Annotated in this window: 13 protein-coding genes; 7 read left to right on the top strand and 6 right to left on the bottom strand. The window is 67.5% G+C overall.

What is annotated here, in order from left to right; translation table 11 throughout:
* The first annotated feature begins 36 nt into the window (after positions 1–36).
* From hrcA to dnaJ, 4 genes are all read left to right on the top strand, one after another.
* Positions 37–1101, top strand: coding sequence for a heat-inducible transcriptional repressor HrcA (gene hrcA, locus AC5P6S_RS08175; protein WP_005409239.1), 1065 nt, complete (start codon positions 37–39; stop codon positions 1099–1101).
* 63 nt (positions 1102–1164) lie between these two features.
* Positions 1165–1680 carry a nucleotide exchange factor GrpE gene (gene grpE, locus AC5P6S_RS08180; RefSeq protein WP_049460534.1) on the top strand — a complete coding sequence of 172 codons (516 nt, stop codon included), beginning with the start codon at positions 1165–1167 and terminating at the stop codon, positions 1678–1680.
* Positions 1681–1862: 182 nt separating this feature from the next.
* The gene (dnaK, locus tag AC5P6S_RS08185) at positions 1863–3785 is read left to right on the top strand and encodes a molecular chaperone DnaK (RefSeq protein ID WP_059034049.1); all 1923 of its coding nucleotides are present in this window, start codon (positions 1863–1865) and stop codon (positions 3783–3785) included.
* A gap of 154 nt (positions 3786–3939) precedes the next feature.
* Positions 3940–5064: a molecular chaperone DnaJ gene (gene dnaJ / locus AC5P6S_RS08190; RefSeq protein WP_005409242.1), complete on the top strand. Its 1125-nt coding sequence runs from the start codon at positions 3940–3942 to the stop codon at positions 5062–5064.
* 59 nt (positions 5065–5123) lie between these two features.
* Here dnaJ and AC5P6S_RS08195 read toward each other — a convergent pair whose 3' ends face one another.
* Positions 5124–5921: an AraC family transcriptional regulator gene (locus AC5P6S_RS08195; RefSeq protein ID WP_235643324.1), complete on the bottom strand. Its 798-nt coding sequence runs from the start codon at positions 5919–5921 to the stop codon at positions 5124–5126.
* Between the two features lie 72 nt (positions 5922–5993).
* On the opposite strand from AC5P6S_RS08195, the gene AC5P6S_RS08200 reads away from it, so the two are divergent.
* From AC5P6S_RS08200 to AC5P6S_RS08210, 3 genes are all read left to right on the top strand, one after another.
* Positions 5994–7193 (top strand): MFS transporter, encoded by a 1200-nt coding sequence (locus AC5P6S_RS08200; protein WP_235643323.1) that lies wholly within the window; start codon positions 5994–5996, stop codon positions 7191–7193.
* A 568-nt stretch (positions 7194–7761) separates the two neighbouring features.
* Complete coding sequence (gene pdxY, locus AC5P6S_RS08205; RefSeq protein ID WP_049395743.1) at positions 7762–8670, top strand: pyridoxal kinase; 909 nt, start codon at positions 7762–7764, stop codon at positions 8668–8670.
* Positions 8667–9791, top strand: coding sequence for a prephenate dehydrogenase (locus AC5P6S_RS08210; RefSeq protein ID WP_049395742.1), 1125 nt, complete (start codon positions 8667–8669; stop codon positions 9789–9791). Before pdxY ends, AC5P6S_RS08210 begins: the two co-directional genes overlap by 4 nt.
* Before the next feature lie 230 nt (positions 9792–10021).
* On the opposite strand, the gene AC5P6S_RS08215 is transcribed toward AC5P6S_RS08210, so the two are convergent.
* The 5 genes from AC5P6S_RS08215 to AC5P6S_RS08235 form a co-directional block, all read right to left on the bottom strand.
* On the bottom strand, positions 10022–10216 hold the full coding sequence (locus AC5P6S_RS08215) for a hypothetical protein (RefSeq protein WP_033834407.1): 195 nt from the start codon (positions 10214–10216) through the stop codon (positions 10022–10024).
* A gap of 70 nt (positions 10217–10286) precedes the next feature.
* Positions 10287–12059 (bottom strand): ABC transporter transmembrane domain-containing protein, encoded by a 1773-nt coding sequence (locus AC5P6S_RS08220; RefSeq protein WP_049395741.1) that lies wholly within the window; start codon positions 12057–12059, stop codon positions 10287–10289.
* Entirely contained in the window at positions 12052–12648 is a 597-nt protein-coding gene (locus AC5P6S_RS08225) for an IMPACT family protein (protein WP_005409249.1), read from the bottom strand. The genes AC5P6S_RS08220 and AC5P6S_RS08225 overlap by 8 nt, the downstream gene beginning before the upstream one ends.
* A gap of 40 nt (positions 12649–12688) precedes the next feature.
* Positions 12689–13705, bottom strand: a complete 1017-nt coding sequence (locus AC5P6S_RS08230) for a hypothetical protein (protein WP_012479923.1) — start codon at positions 13703–13705, stop codon at positions 12689–12691.
* A complete protein-coding gene (locus AC5P6S_RS08235; protein WP_229295586.1) occupies positions 13702–14220 on the bottom strand; it encodes an RNA polymerase sigma factor in 519 nt (172 codons plus the stop codon). The genes AC5P6S_RS08230 and AC5P6S_RS08235 overlap by 4 nt, the downstream gene beginning before the upstream one ends.
* Positions 14221–14422 lie beyond the last annotated feature (202 nt).

Genomic DNA, 14422 nt, shown 5'->3' on the forward strand with positions numbered 1-14422 from the left:
CCATTATCTAGTGTCCGTGTCTCACAGGTTGATTCCATGCACGGTTCTCCCGACCAGCTTGCCCCGCGTGCGCGCCATCTGCTGCGCACGCTGATCGCGCGTTACATCCAGGACGGCGAGCCGGTCGGCTCGCAGACGCTGGCGCGCGTGGCCGGGCTGGAGGTCAGTCCGGCCACCATCCGCAACATCCTGGGTGACCTGGAAGACCTGGGGCTGCTGGCCTCGCCGCACACCTCCGCCGGGCGCGTCCCGACCGCACATGGCTACCGGGTCTTCGTCGACAGCCTGCTGCAGATGCAGCCGCCGGGCGAAGGCGAGCTGGCCCGGTTGCGCCAGGAACTGGCTGGCGGCGGCAGCACCCAGGCCCTGCTCGGCAGCGCCTCGGAGCTGTTGTCGGCGATGAGCCACTTCGTCGGCGTGGTCAGCGCGCCGCGACGCGAGCAGTTCGCCTTCCGCCAGATCGACTTCGTGGCGCTGGACGGGCGCCGGGTGCTGGCGATCCTGGTGTTTGCCGACAACGAGGTGCAGAACCGCGTCATCGAGACCCGGCAGGAGTTCGCGCCGGGCCAGCTGGAGCAGGTCGCGAACTACCTCAATGCCCATTTCGCCGGCCTGCCGATGGCCGAGATCCGCACCCGACTGCTGCTGGAACTGCGCGATGCCCGCTCCGAGCTGGAACAGCTGCTGGCGCACAGCATCGAGCTGGCCGAGCAGGCCCTGCAGCCGGCGGCCGACGACATGCTGGTGGCCGGCCAGACCCGCCTGATGGGGGTGCAGGACCTGTCCGACCTGGAGCGCCTGCGCGAGCTGTTCGAGCTGTTCTCCAGCAAGCGCGAGATCCTGCAGCTGCTGGAGCGGACCATCCAGGCGCCCGGCGTGCGCATCTTCATCGGCGAGGAGACCGGGATGATGCCGCTGCAGGGCGTCTCGCTGGTCACTGCCCCTTACACGGCCAATGGTCAGGTGCTGGGCGTGCTGGGGGTGATCGGCCCCAAGCGGATGGCCTACGACCGCGTGATCCCGCTGGTCCAGGCTACCGCCGATGTGCTGGGCGCGGCGTTTTCGCCAGCCGGCCGCCCGCCGGGAACATCCGACGCTTGAAACGCAGCATCCCGCCCACACTAGGGTGGGTGGAGGCGGAGATTGACCGCCAGGGACCCAGACATGAACCACGAACAGCCAGATATCGAATCCCAGCAGAGTGCCGCCGATGCGGCCGCCACCGCCGGCGTCAACGACGAAGTCGAGCGCCTGCGCGCCGAAATCGAACAGGTCAAGGCCGATGCCCTGCGTGAGCGCGCCGACCTGGAGAACCAGCGCAAGCGCGTTGCCCGTGACATCGAACAGGCCCGCAAGTTCGCCAACGAGAAGCTGCTGGGCGATCTGCTCCCCGTGTTCGACAGCCTGGATGCCGGCCTGAAGGCCGCCGGCGACGAACCGCACCCGCTGCGCGAAGGCCTGGAGCTGACCTACAAGCAGCTGCTGAAGGTGGCCGCCGACAACGGACTGGTCCTGCTGGACCCGATCGGCCAGCCGTTCAACCCGGAACACCACCAGGCCATCAGCCAGGTGCCGACGCCGGGCGCCGCCCCGGGCAGCGTGGTGACCGTGTTCCAGAAGGGCTACCTGCTCAACGAGCGCCTGCTGCGGCCGGCGCTGGTGGTGGTGGCCGCCGATTGATGGACCAGGCCGGGCTTTGCCCGGTCCCGGTTGTGCCAGGCCATGCCTGGCAAGGTTTTCCAGGCGCTGAACACAGCGTTCGGGAGACGGCTTGAATGTTCCACGAGCCTCCCCCACATCGTATTCATCCACCGGCCGAACGGCCGGACTGACACCAACAAGCATCCTCAGGAGTCTCCCCCATGGGCAAGATCATTGGTATCGACCTCGGCACCACCAACTCGTGCGTGGCGATCATGGACGGCGGCAAGGCCCGCGTCATCGAGAATTCGGAAGGCGATCGCACCACCCCGTCGATCGTCGCCTACACCAAGGACGGCGAAGTCCTGGTCGGCGCCTCGGCCAAGCGCCAGGCCGTGACCAACCCGAAGAACACCTTCTACGCGGTGAAGCGCCTGATCGGCCGCAAGTTCACCGACGCCGAAGTGCAGAAGGACATCGCGCACGTCCCGTACAGCATCCTGGCCCATGACAATGGCGACGCCTGGGTGGCCACCAGCGACGGCAAGAAGATGGCCCCGCAGGAAATCTCGGCCAAGGTGCTGGAAAAGATGAAGAAGACCGCCGAGGACTTCCTCGGTGAGAAGGTCACCGAAGCGGTCATCACCGTGCCGGCCTACTTCAACGACAGCCAGCGCCAGGCAACCAAGGACGCCGGCCGCATCGCCGGCCTGGACGTCAAGCGCATCATCAACGAGCCGACCGCGGCCGCGCTGGCCTATGGCCTGGACAAGGGCGACAACAAGGATCGCAAGATCGTGGTGTACGACCTGGGCGGCGGCACCTTCGACGTCTCGGTGATCGAGATCGCCAACGTCGACGGTGAAAAGCAGTTCGAAGTGCTGGCCACCAACGGCGACACCTTCCTGGGTGGCGAAGACTTCGACAACCGCGTCATCGAGTACCTGGTTGAAGAGTTCAACAAGGACCAGGGCATCGACCTGCGCAAGGATCCGCTGGCCCTGCAGCGCCTGAAGGATGCTGCCGAGCGCGCCAAGATCGAGCTGTCCAGCGCCCAGCAGACCGAAGTGAACCTGCCGTACGTCACCGCTGACGCGTCGGGTCCGAAGCACCTGAACATCAAGCTGACCCGCGCCAAGCTGGAAGCCCTGGTGGACGACCTGATCAAGAAGTCGATCGAGCCGTGCCGCGTCGCCCTGAACGATGCCGGCCTGCGTTCGAGCGACATCAGCGAAGTGATCCTGGTCGGCGGCCAGACCCGCATGCCGAAGGTGCAGCAGGCGGTGACCGAGTTCTTCGGCAAGGAACCGCGCAAGGACGTCAACCCGGACGAAGCCGTGGCACTGGGTGCTGCGATCCAGGGCGGCGTGCTGGGCGGCGACGTCAAGGACGTGCTGCTGCTGGACGTGACCCCGCTGTCGCTGGGCATCGAGACCATGGGCGGCGTGTTCACCAAGATCATCGAGAAGAACACCACCATCCCGACCAAGGCCTCGCAGGTGTTCTCCACCGCCGAGGACAACCAGTCGGCCGTGACCGTGCACGTGCTGCAGGGTGAGCGCGAACAGGCCCGCTTCAACAAGTCGCTGGCCAAGTTCGACCTGTCCGGCATCGAGCCGGCCCCGCGTGGCCTGCCGCAGGTGGAAGTGTCCTTCGACATCGACGCCAACGGCATCCTGCACGTGTCGGCCAAGGACAAGAAGACCAACAAGGAACAGAAGGTCGAGATCAAGGCCGGTTCGGGCCTGTCCGAGGAAGAGATCGCGCGCATGGTCGCCGACGCGGAAGCCAACCGCGAAGAAGACAAGAAGTTCCAGGAACTGGTGCAGGCCCGCAACCAGGCCGACGCCCTGATCCACGGTACCCGCAGCGCCATCACCGAGCACGGCAGCAAGGTCGGCGGCGATGTCATCGGCAAGGTCGAGGCGGCCCTGGCCGACCTGGAAACCGCGATGAAGGGTGACGACAAGGCACAGATCGAGGCCAAGTCGAAGGTGCTGGAAGAAGCCGGCCAGTCGCTGTTCGCCGCTGCTTCGGCCGACCAGGGCGGTGCCCCGGGTGCCGACGCCGGCAATGCCGGCAAGGCGCAGGACGACGTGGTCGACGCCGAGTTCACCGAAGTCAAGGACGACAAGAAGTCCTGATCCGGACCGACACGGGACGCTGGCCACCAGCGTCCCGTTGTCGCATCAGGGTCCTGACCGCCCACCGGCGTGTCGGGGCGCCCGACGCAAGAGCGGACCTGGTTCCGCTCTTCCGCTTTGACGAATCCCGACTTTCCGGAACCAGATCCACGATATGAGCAAGCGCGATTATTACGAAGTGCTGGGCGTTGCCCGCACCGCCACCGACGACGAGCTGAAGAAGGCGTACCGTCGCTGCGCGATGAAGTTCCACCCGGACCGCAACCCGGGTGATGCGGCGGCCGAAGCCTCCTTCAAGGAGTGCAAGGAAGCCTACGAAGTGCTGTCCGACGGCAACAAGCGCCGCATGTACGACAGCCATGGCCACGCGGCGTTCGAGCACGGCATGGGCGGCGGCGGGCCGGGCGGCCCGGACATGAACGATATCTTCGGCGATATCTTCGGCAACATCTTTGGCGGCGGTGGCGGTGGTCCGCGCCAGGCGCGTCGCGGCGCCGATATCGGCTACGTGATGGAGCTGGACCTGGAAGAAGCCGTGCGCGGCGTCGAGCGCCGCATCGAGATTCCGACCCTGGCCGAGTGCGGCGACTGCGATGGCAGTGGCTCGGAAGACGGCAAGGTCGAAACCTGCAATGTGTGCCATGGCCGCGGCCAGGTGCGCATCCAGCGCGGCATCTTCGCCATGCAGCAGGCGTGCCACAACTGCGGCGGCCGTGGCCAGATCATCGCCAAGCCCTGCAAGACCTGCCACGGCAACGGCCGTGTCGAGGAAGACAAGGTGCTGTCGGTGAAGGTGCCGGCCGGCGTCGATACCGGCGACCGCATCCGCCTGCAGGGCGAGGGCGAAGCCGGTCCGGCCGGTACGCCACCGGGCGACCTGTACGTGGAAGTGCGCGTGCGCGAGCATGCGATCTTCCAGCGCGATGGCGACGACCTGCACTGCGAAGTGCCGATCCGCATCTCGCAGGCGGCACTGGGTGACACCGTGCGCGTGGCGACCCTCGGCGGCGAAGCGGAGATCCGCATTCCGGCCGAGACCCAGACCGGCAAGCTGTTCCGCCTGCGCGGCAAGGGCGTGCGTTCGGTGCGCAGCCGCAGCGAGGGCGACCTGTACTGCCGCGTGGTGGTGGAGACTCCGGTCAACCTCACCCCTGAGCAGCGCAAGCTGCTGGAACAGTTCGAAGCCACCTTCGTCGGCGAGGAAGCACGCAAGCATTCGCCGAAGTCGGCCACCTTCATGGATGGCGTGAAGGGCTTCTGGGACCGGATGACGTCCTGAGTTTTCAACGCAAGTGTTGAACGGTAGCGCCGGGCCATGCCCGGCGTTCTCGTTTGCGATCAGCGGAAAAACGCCGCCGGCGTCTGCCCCAGCTGGCGCTTGAACATGCTGGTGAACGCGCTGGGGCTGTCGTAGCCCATCGCCAGCGCGACATCGATGACCTTGTCGCCGACCGCCAGCCGCTCCAATGCGGCCAGCAGTCGCGCCTGCTGTCGCCACTGCCCGAAGGTCATGCCCAGCTCGTGGGCGAAGTGGCGCTGGATGGTTTTCACGTCAACTTCCAGCGCCTGTGCCCAGTCCTGCAGCGTGGCGTCGTCGCCGGGGTGCTTCTGGATGTGCTGGCAGATCCGCTGCAGGCGCGGGTCGGTGGGCGAGGGCAGGTGCAGCGGCAGCACGTCCATGCGATGCAGTTCGTCCAGCAGCAGGCGCACCATGCGGCCATCGCGGCTGTCTTCGATGTGCTCGCCCTTGATCAGGGTGGCTGCCTGCAGCAGTTCGCGCAGCAGCGGTGCCACCTGTACCGCGAACGGTTCGGCCGGCAACTGCGGGGCGAACGACGGATCGATGTACAGGCTGCGCATGTGCACGGCGGCAATGCAGTCCACCGCGTGCACCATGCCCGCCGGCATCCAGATCGCACGGGTGGAGGGCACGACCCAGCGACCGACTTCCGAGCGCACCACCATCAGCCCCGAGATGGCATAGACCAGCTGGTGGCGCTGGTGCTTGTGGCCTGCGATATGGGTGCCTGCCGGGTACTGGGTAACCCGGTAGGTGACCGGACGATGCAGTGGCACATCACGCCACGGCGCAGCCGGGTCGACATCGCCGGCAATGTCCTTTTTGCGATAGGCCATGACCCGAACGCGGCAGAAGGGAGTGGGGGCCCACCGTAGCATGCGTGGCTCGCCCCCAACCTGACTGTGTCCATGTCGACCTTGGCTTCTCCCGCAACGACCTCACGCCCGGTGGCTCCCGGCGTGCTGGCCGCCATCTCCACCTCGCATGTCGTCAACGACATGATGCAGTCGCTGATCCTGGCCATCTATCCAGTGATCAAGGGCGGCTTCAACCTGAGCTTCACCCAGATCGGCCTGATCACGCTGACCTACCAGCTGACCGCTTCGATCTTCCAGCCACTGGTTGGCGCCGCCACCGACCGTCGCCCGGCGCCGTACTCGCTGCCGATCGGCATGGCCTCGACCCTGTGCGGCATGCTGCTGCTCGGCTTCGCGCCGAACTATGCGGTGGTGCTGATGGCTGCGGCGATGGTCGGCATTGGTTCGGCCATTTTCCATCCGGAAGCATCGCGCATTGCGCGGCTGGCCTCGGGTGGCCGCCATGGCTTCGCGCAGTCGGTGTTCCAGGTGGGTGGCAATTTCGGTACCGCGCTCGGTCCACTGATTGCTGCAGCCGTGATCGTGCCGCATGGCCAGCATGCCGCGTCGTGGTTTGCCGGCGCCGCGCTGATCGGCATTGCACTGCTGACCTATGTCGGCCGCTGGTATGCGCTGCACCTGGGCACCCCGCGCCCGGCCAGCACCGCCTCGATGGCGCCGCGCCATCCCTCGCGCACCGTGGCCAAGGTGCTGGCGATCCTGCTGGTGCTGATCTTCAGCAAGTACTTCTACATGGCCAGCATCGGCAGCTACTTCACCTTCTACCTGATCCACCACTTCGGCATTCCGGTGGCGCAGGCGCAGCTGCATCTGTTCGCATTCCTGGTGGCGTCCGCCGCCGGCGGCTTCCTCGGCGGCCCGCTGGGTGACCGCATCGGCCGCAAGCCGATCATCTGGACCTCGATCCTGGGCGTTGCCCCGTTCGCCCTGATGCTGCCGCATGCGGATCTGTTCTGGACCACGGTGCTGGCGGTGCTGATCGGTTTCGTGCTGTCCTCGGCGTTCTCGGCCATCGTGGTCTATGCGCAGGAGATGATGCCGCACCGCATCGGCATGGTGTCCGGCCTGTTCTTCGGCTTCGCCTTCGGCATGGGCGGGCTGGGTGCTGCCGTGCTCGGCCTGCTGGCGGACAAGACCAGCATTGAGTACGTCTACCAGTTGACTGCGTTCCTGCCGCTGCTCGGCATCGTGGCGGCGTGGCTGCCGCCGTCGCGGCCTGCTGTTCACTGAGGGGTTTTGGTTTGCAGGGCTTGCAGCCCTGCACCCGCAGAGGCAACGGCAACAGCCGAAGCGCGCTATCCGTGGATTGGCGGGGTGGGGTCGGTTGAGGGGGACACTGCAAGTACGTCCATGTAGCTCGGTCGCGCCGTTTTCCGCGATCTGTCGGAACAGCGTTCTGCTTTGGTGGGTGCCGACCGTTGGTCGGCACGGGGTCGGATATCGATATTTGACAGACGTGTCGATCAACGGACGACACCTACCAACAGCCGCAGTTGCCAGTAGAGCCACGCCATGCGTGGACGAATCATTCGGTATCCGACAGATGTGCCGACCAACGGTCGGCACCCACCAGCAGCTGTCGGCCAACTGTCGAAGGCGGGGCGGTGTCGGCGTGCGGGGTGTCAGCGGCATGGGTGCCGCTGCCAAGCCTACAAGGACGTACTTGCGGCGTCCCCGCACTCCGACACCGCCCCGCCATCCCACGGATAGCCCGCTCTGGCTTTTGATGTTGACGTTGATTCTGCAGGCGCAGGGCTGCAAGCCCTGCCGAAAACCCCCTTGAGCGTAGAATGCGGCCATGAGCGAATCCCTTGATAACCACCTGGTCCACGGCCGCCGCCAGCGGCCCGACGGCCCGTCGCCGATCGATGTCATCTCGGTCCAGTCGCAACTTGTCTACGGCCACGCCGGCAACAGCGCCGCCGTGCCGCCGATGCGCGCTCTCGGCGTGCGCGTAGCAGAAATTCCGACCGTGTTGCTCAGCAACGCGCCGTTCTACGACACCACGCGCGGTCGCGTGCTGCCCGCCGACTGGTTCGCCGACCTGCTGCTGGGCACCCACGAGCGCGGCCTGCCGCAGCGGGCGAAGATGCTGGTGTCCGGCTACTTCGGCAGCACCGCCAACGGTGCGGCCTTCGCCGACTGGCTGGATGACATCCTGCCGGCCTGCCCGCAGCTGCGTTACTGCCTGGATCCGGTGATTGGTGATACCCACACCGGCCCCTACGTGGAACCGGGCCTGGAAGCGATCTTCGCCGATCGCCTGCTGCCGCATGCCTGGCTGGTGACCCCGAACGCCTTTGAACTCAATCGCCTCACCGGTATGCCGGCGCTCGCCGAGGCCGATGCCATCGCCGCCGCACGCACGCTGCTGGATCGTGGCCCGCACTGGGTGATCGCGCACAGCGTGGGCGGCACCCCGGGTGAACTGGTGACCCTGGCTGTCGGCCGCGAGGAGAGCTGGCGCTGGACCTCGCCCCTGCTGCCGGTGGACGTGGCTGGTACGGGTGATGTGCTGATGTCGCTGGTGGTGTCGTTCCTGCTGCGCGGCGAATCGATGCAGCAGGCGATCTCGCGTGCGATTGCCGGCACCCATGCGGCCCTGGAGGCGACCCTGGACAACGGCTTCGAAGAATTCGACGTGATCGCTGCAGCGCCTGCCGCGTTGGCCGAGGGGACGCGCTTCCGCGCCGAACGCGTGGCATGAGTGGCTTGCTCGAACGCACGCCGCGCACGGTCGGCATCGTCGGAAGTGCAGGCGCCTACGGGCGCTGGCTGACCCGCTTCTTCCAGCAGCACATGCAGTTGCGGGTAATCGGCCATGATCCGGCTGATCCGGGCTCGCATACGCCGGAACAGCTGCTCGCGCAGGCCGATGTGCTGGTGTTCTCGGCGCCGATCCGGCATACGCCCGCGTTGATCGCCGAGTACGTGCGGCAGTCGGCCGGCCGCGAGCAGGACCGGCTGTGGCTGGACGTGACCTCGGTGAAGGAGGCACCGGTGCAGGCGATGCTGGCCTCGCAGGCCGAGGTGGTCGGGCTGCACCCGATGACCGCGCCACCGAAAGCGCCGACACTGAAGGGCCGGGTGATGGTGGTCTGCGAAGCGCGGCTGCGGCACTGGCAGCCATGGGTCGATTCGCTGTGCACGGCGCTGCAGGCTGAGTGCGTGCGGGCCACGCCACAGCATCACGACCAGATGATGGCGCTGGTACAGGCGATGGTGCATGCCACCCACCTGGCCCAGGCCGGCGTGCTGCGCCAGTATCAGCCGCAGCTGGGCGACCTGGCCGCGATGATGCCGTACCGGTCGGCATCGTTCGAACTGGATACGGCGATCATCTCGCGCATCCTGTCGCTGAACCCCGCGATCTACGAGGACATCCAGTTCGGCAACCCGTACGTGGCGCCGATGCTGGAGCGCTTGGTCGGCCAGCTGCAGGCCCTGCAGGCCCAGGTCGGACAGGGCGACGACACTGCACGCAATGCATTCCGTGAGCAGCTGCTGTCGGCCAACCGCAGTGCCTTCGGCGAGCAGGCACTGGCCGAGGGCAACTACACCTTTGAACGCGTGGGCTATCTGCTGGCTGACCTGACCGAGCGCAATGCGTTGTCGGTGCACCTGCCGGAAGACCGGCCGGGCTCACTGCGTGAGCTGCTGAACGTGTTCGAGCAGCACCGCATCAGCCTGGCCTCGATCCATTCCTCGCGCACGCCTGGCGGCGAAGTGCATTTCCGGATCGGGTTCGTGGCCGGCAGCGATCCGGGGGCGATCAGTCGCGCGGCCGCCGAAGTGCACGCCAGCGGCATCGGGCGGGTGCTGGGCTGAGCACATTCATCCACAGGCGGTGTGGATGATTTCTGAGCAAAGGTGTGGATAACCTCGCTCAGCCCTTGGTAGCAAAGGCTGTCAAGATGCTTGGTCAAAAATTGATCACGCTTTTTGTAGGTTCGAGCCATGCTCGACCGCCTTTGGCAAAAAGCGTGTCGACCAAGGTCGACACGCACCAGAGCGGAGCGGTACGAAATCCGGTGGCGCCGGGCCATGCCCGGCGAACCTCAGATCGTCAGCCTCAGCTCACCGCCACTGGTGGTGAACTCGCGGCCGTCGCGTACCAGCGGCCGTCCATCATCCAGTTCGTAGCGTGGCGTGGCTTCGGAATGGTGCCCGCTGCCATTCGCCTCGGGCTTGAACTCGATGATGATGTGGCTTTCGCCGTTGCTGTCGATGGCGGGGAACTGACGGAACGACATCGTGCACCTCCTTCAGCGGATGCTGCTGTTGCGCGGCCAGCTTGGCCGCGCCGATGTTAGGCGGACGTCATCAATCGATGAACTGCAGGCGTGCAAGTTCAGCGTACAGTCCGCCTTCGGCCAGCAGTTGCGCGTGCGTGCCCTCGGCGACGATGCGGCCCTGGTCCATCACCACGATGCGGTCGGCCTTGAGCACGGTGGCCAGACGGTGGGCAATGACCAGCGTGGTGCGGCCCGCCATCAGGCGTTCCAGCGCTTGCTGCACGCTGTGCTCGCTCTGCGCGTCCAACGCGCTGGTGGCTTCGTCCAGCAGCAGGATCGGCGCATCCCTCAGCAGTGCGCGGGCAATCGCCACACGCTGCTGCTGGCCACCGGACAGGCGGGCGCCGCGCTCGCCCAGTTCACTGTCATAGCCCTGCGGCAACGCGCGCAGGAATCCGTCCGCCTCGGCGGCGCGTGCGGCATCTTCCACCTCGCTGTCGCTGGCCTGCAGGCGGCCATAGCGGATGTTGTCGCGCGCACTGGCGGCAAACAGCGTCGGCTGCTGCGGAACCAGCGCCAGCTGTCCGCGCAGTTCGGCCGGGTCGACCTGGCGCACGTCGATGCCATCCACGCAGATGCGGCCACTGGCCGGATCGTGGAAGCGCAGCAGCATCGACAGCACCGTGCTCTTGCCTGCGCCGGACGGGCCAACCAGGGCCACGGTCTCGCCCGGGCGCACGTGCAGGCTGAAATGGTCCAGCGCCGCCTGGTCTGGCCGCTGCGGGTAATGGAACACCACGTCGTCGAACCGGATCTCGCCCCGCAGCGGCTGCGGCAGCACGTGCGGCTGCGCCGGCGCGCGGATCTCGATGTCTTCCTGCAGCAGTTCGCCGATGCGGCCCATGCCGCCGGCCGCGCGCTGCAGTTCGTTCCAGACTTCGGCCAGCGCACCGACCGAGCCACCACCGATCAGCGCGTACAGCACGAACTGGCCAAGGGTGCCTGCGCTGAGGCGGCCGTCGATGACATCGTGCGCGCCCAGCCACAGCACGCCGACGATGGCGCCGAACACCAGCAGGATGGCGCTGGCGGTGACCAGCGACTGCGCACCGATGCGGCGGCGGGCGGCCTTGATGGCATCGCCCAGTGCATGGTCGAAGCGGCCGCGCTCGTAGGGTTCGCGTGCATGCGCCTGCACCGTCCTTACGGCGCCCAGGGTCTCGCTGGCCAGGCTGTTCGCATCGGCGATGCGGTCCTGGCTGCTGCGCGCGACGGTGCGCAGCTTGCGCGCACCGATGATGATCGGCAATACCGCAAGCGGAATACCCAGCAGCGACCACGCCGCCAGCCGCGGGCTGGTGACGAACAGCATCGCCAGGCTGCCGACCACCGTGACGCTGCTGCGCAATGCCACCGACATGGTCGAGCCGACCACGCTGCGCAGCAGCTCACTGTCGGCGGTCAGGCGCGAGACCAGCTCACCGCTGCGGCTGCGGTCATGGAAGCCGGCACCGAGCTGGATGAGGTGTGCGTAGAGGCGGCTGCGCAGGTCAGCCACGACCTTTTCGCCCAGCAGCGACACGAAGTAGAAGCGCGCGGCGGTGGCCAGGGCCAGCACCACGGCCACCAGCATCAGCAGGGCGAAGGCACGGTTGATCTGGCCGCCGCTGCTGAAGCCATGGTCGATCATCTGCTTGACCGCCGGCGGCAGGCTCAGCGTGGCCGCCGAAGACACCGCCAGGGCCATCAGCCAGGCGGTGAACAGGCCACTGTGGCGGCGCACGAACGGCCATAGCGTGCGCAGGCTGCCAAGGCGGCGCAGCGGCGGGGGCGAGGCGGGGGCGCCGTCCTTGTCAGTCATCCTGGTGGTCGTCTTCTATGCGGATACGGTCACGAGTGGCGTCGCGCAGGCGGATTTTCAATGCGTCGACCTGATCGGCCGGCAATTCGACCCGCAGGCACACCCCGTTCGCGTCGAACTGTTCATCGCGCTTCTCCGCGCCGAACCCCGGAAGGGCCGCATGCAGGGTGCCCAGGTCTTCGAAGCCGGCCTGCAGCTGCAGCCGTGCCATGGCGACCAGCGCCAGCCGCGGCGCGGTGCGCAGGCATTCTGCGGCGGCGCCACCGTACGCCCGGACCAGGCCGCCGGCGCCGAGCTTGATGCCACCGAACCAGCGCGTCACCACCACCATCACCCGGTCGAAGCCCTGCCCGTCGATCGCGGCCAGGATCGGCCGCCCGGCGGTGCCTGCCGGCTCGCCATCATCGCTGGAGCGGTAGTCCTGGCCATGCCGGTAGGCCCAGCAGTTGTGCGTGGCGTCGGCCACGGCAACCTGTTGCAGGAACGCCAGCGCTGCGGGGGCGCCGTCGATCGGCGCGGCATGGGCGATGAAACGGCTGTGTTTGACTTCCAGCGTGTGGCTGACGGGCTGGGCGAGGGTATCGAGCATTCCCGCCATTCTACGGTGTTGCCGGGTACCCCCGCCCGTTTCAGTCGTCCAGCAGCGGGCGCAGGTCGCGCGGCAGGCGCGCTTCCGGATATTGCTGGATGTAGCGCTCCAGGCTGGCGCGGGCGAGGTCGCGCTGGTCCTGGTCACGGCGCTCGCGGATTTTCTGCAGCCACTGCCGGCGTGGCAGGCGCGCGTCGGCGTCCACCTCGGCCTGCACGGTATCCGCGCTCAGGCCCGCATCGCTGCCGCGGCGCATGATGCCCGGAGCCGAACGGCTGGGAGCCTCACGCTTCATCGAGGTGATCTCCACCCGATCCAGCGCCTCCGCCCGCTCGACCTCGGCGGCATTGGCTGCCGGTGCAGGTGCCGCGGCCGTGCGTGCTTTCAGTGCCCCGGACGCTGCCGGCGCGAATGCCGGTGCAGGTGCCGAGTAGGCGGCGGGTGCCGGTGGCGCAGGCGGCGCTGCTGCCGGCGCTGCCGGTGCTGCCGTCGGCGCCGGCGGGAGGGCCGCAAAGGCGGTATCGGCGGCCGCATCCGCAGCCATCGATCGTGCAGCCTGGGCCGGCGCTTCAGCGGTTTCGGCCGGCGCCGGCTCGGGCGCGCGTGCGATGGACGGTGCCGGGGCAGCGGCAACAGGGGCGGCCTCGGGTGCTGCGGGCGCAGCGCTTGGTTGGGCGGCCGCCACAGCGCTGTCGGCTGCACTGCGGTCAGCGGCCTGATCGGCAGCCGCAACGTCTTCTGCCGCTGCCGGTGCCGCAGCAACAGCGGCCTCACCGGCCGGAACCGGCGGCGGTTCCGGACGCAGCTGCCAGGCGATGCCGATGGCAAACACCATCGAGGCGGCGATGCCGAACACCGCCGGCCAACGCGGGCGTGTGCGCTGCGTGCGCGGCGCCTCGGGAGAGGCGACCGCATCGGCCGCCGGCGCGTCCACGGCAGCGCGGGCTGCGGCCAGGATGGCAGCGTCCAGTGCGGCGGGCGGAGCCTGCTCGGCGCGACGGCCGAGCAGCCGGGCCAGCTCGCGTTCTTCCGGCGTCAGCGGTTCGTCTCGGTTCATGCGTTCAATCCCGCACGCAGCTTGTCCATCGCATAGCGCAGCCGCGATTTCACGGTTTCCCGGCCTACGCCGGTGATCTGGCCGATCTCCTCCAGGCTCAGTTCCTGATCCAGCCGCAGTTGCAGCACTTCGCGCTGCTCAGGCGGCAGTTGTTCCATCGCCAGCTGGATGCGGCGACGTTGTTCGAATTCGGAAAGCTCGCCTTCCGGGGTCTGCCCATCCTCGATCGCGGCCAGGCGCAGATCGGCATCGGCCGGGGCAGCCGGGCGGTGGCGGGCGGCGCGCCAATGGTCGTTCAGGCGGTTGTGGGCGATGCGGAACAGCCAGGTGCTGAACGCCGCGTCCGGTTGCCACCCGGCACGGGCGCTGATCACCCGCTGCCAGACGTCCTGGAAGATCTCCTCGGCCAGCGCGGTGTCGCGCAGTTGCCGCAGCAGGAAGCCGAACAGGCGCTTGCGGTGGCGCCCATACAGGCTTTCGAACGCGCGCAGGTCGCCACCGGCCCAGGCCAGCATCAAGGCTTCATCGGTTGGCAGTGCGCTGGCTTCCACGGCGTACAGGGTAAGGCCTGCAGGCGGTGGCGCATAGCCGGTGGCAGGGGCGGGCAGGGAGAGGTTCATGGCATGGAAGCAGCTACGGACAGCACGAAAAACGTACGGGCGCACGATTCGGGGTTTACGGGCTTCCATTGCCCCCCGGGTGGCGCGCTATGCTCGG

The organism is Stenotrophomonas sp. YJH_SMC_119, from assembly GCF_059368315.1.

Excerpts from the sequence above, each read along its gene's own strand:
- dnaJ (WP_005409242.1), top strand. The coding sequence starts at position 3,940 with ATGAGCAAGCGCGATTATTACGAAGTGCTGGGCGTTGCCCGCACCGCC.
- AC5P6S_RS08215 (WP_033834407.1), bottom strand. The coding sequence starts at position 10,216 with ATGTCGTTCCGTCAGTTCCCCGCCATCGACAGCAACGGCGAAAGCCAC.
- AC5P6S_RS08230 (WP_012479923.1), bottom strand. The coding sequence starts at position 13,705 with ATGAACCGAGACGAACCGCTGACGCCGGAAGAACGCGAGCTGGCCCGG.
- dnaK (WP_059034049.1), top strand. The coding sequence starts at position 1,863 with ATGGGCAAGATCATTGGTATCGACCTCGGCACCACCAACTCGTGCGTG.
- hrcA (WP_005409239.1), top strand. The coding sequence starts at position 37 with ATGCACGGTTCTCCCGACCAGCTTGCCCCGCGTGCGCGCCATCTGCTG.
- AC5P6S_RS08195 (WP_235643324.1), bottom strand. The coding sequence starts at position 5,921 with ATGGCCTATCGCAAAAAGGACATTGCCGGCGATGTCGACCCGGCTGCG.
- AC5P6S_RS08235 (WP_229295586.1), bottom strand. The coding sequence starts at position 14,220 with ATGCTGGCCTGGGCCGGTGGCGACCTGCGCGCGTTCGAAAGCCTGTAT.
- AC5P6S_RS08225 (WP_005409249.1), bottom strand. The coding sequence starts at position 12,648 with ATGCTCGATACCCTCGCCCAGCCCGTCAGCCACACGCTGGAAGTCAAA.
- AC5P6S_RS08220 (WP_049395741.1), bottom strand. The coding sequence starts at position 12,059 with ATGACTGACAAGGACGGCGCCCCCGCCTCGCCCCCGCCGCTGCGCCGC.
- grpE (WP_049460534.1), top strand. The coding sequence starts at position 1,165 with ATGAACCACGAACAGCCAGATATCGAATCCCAGCAGAGTGCCGCCGAT.
- AC5P6S_RS08210 (WP_049395742.1), top strand. The coding sequence starts at position 8,667 with ATGAGTGGCTTGCTCGAACGCACGCCGCGCACGGTCGGCATCGTCGGA.
- pdxY (WP_049395743.1), top strand. The coding sequence starts at position 7,762 with ATGAGCGAATCCCTTGATAACCACCTGGTCCACGGCCGCCGCCAGCGG.
- AC5P6S_RS08200 (WP_235643323.1), top strand. The coding sequence starts at position 5,994 with ATGTCGACCTTGGCTTCTCCCGCAACGACCTCACGCCCGGTGGCTCCC.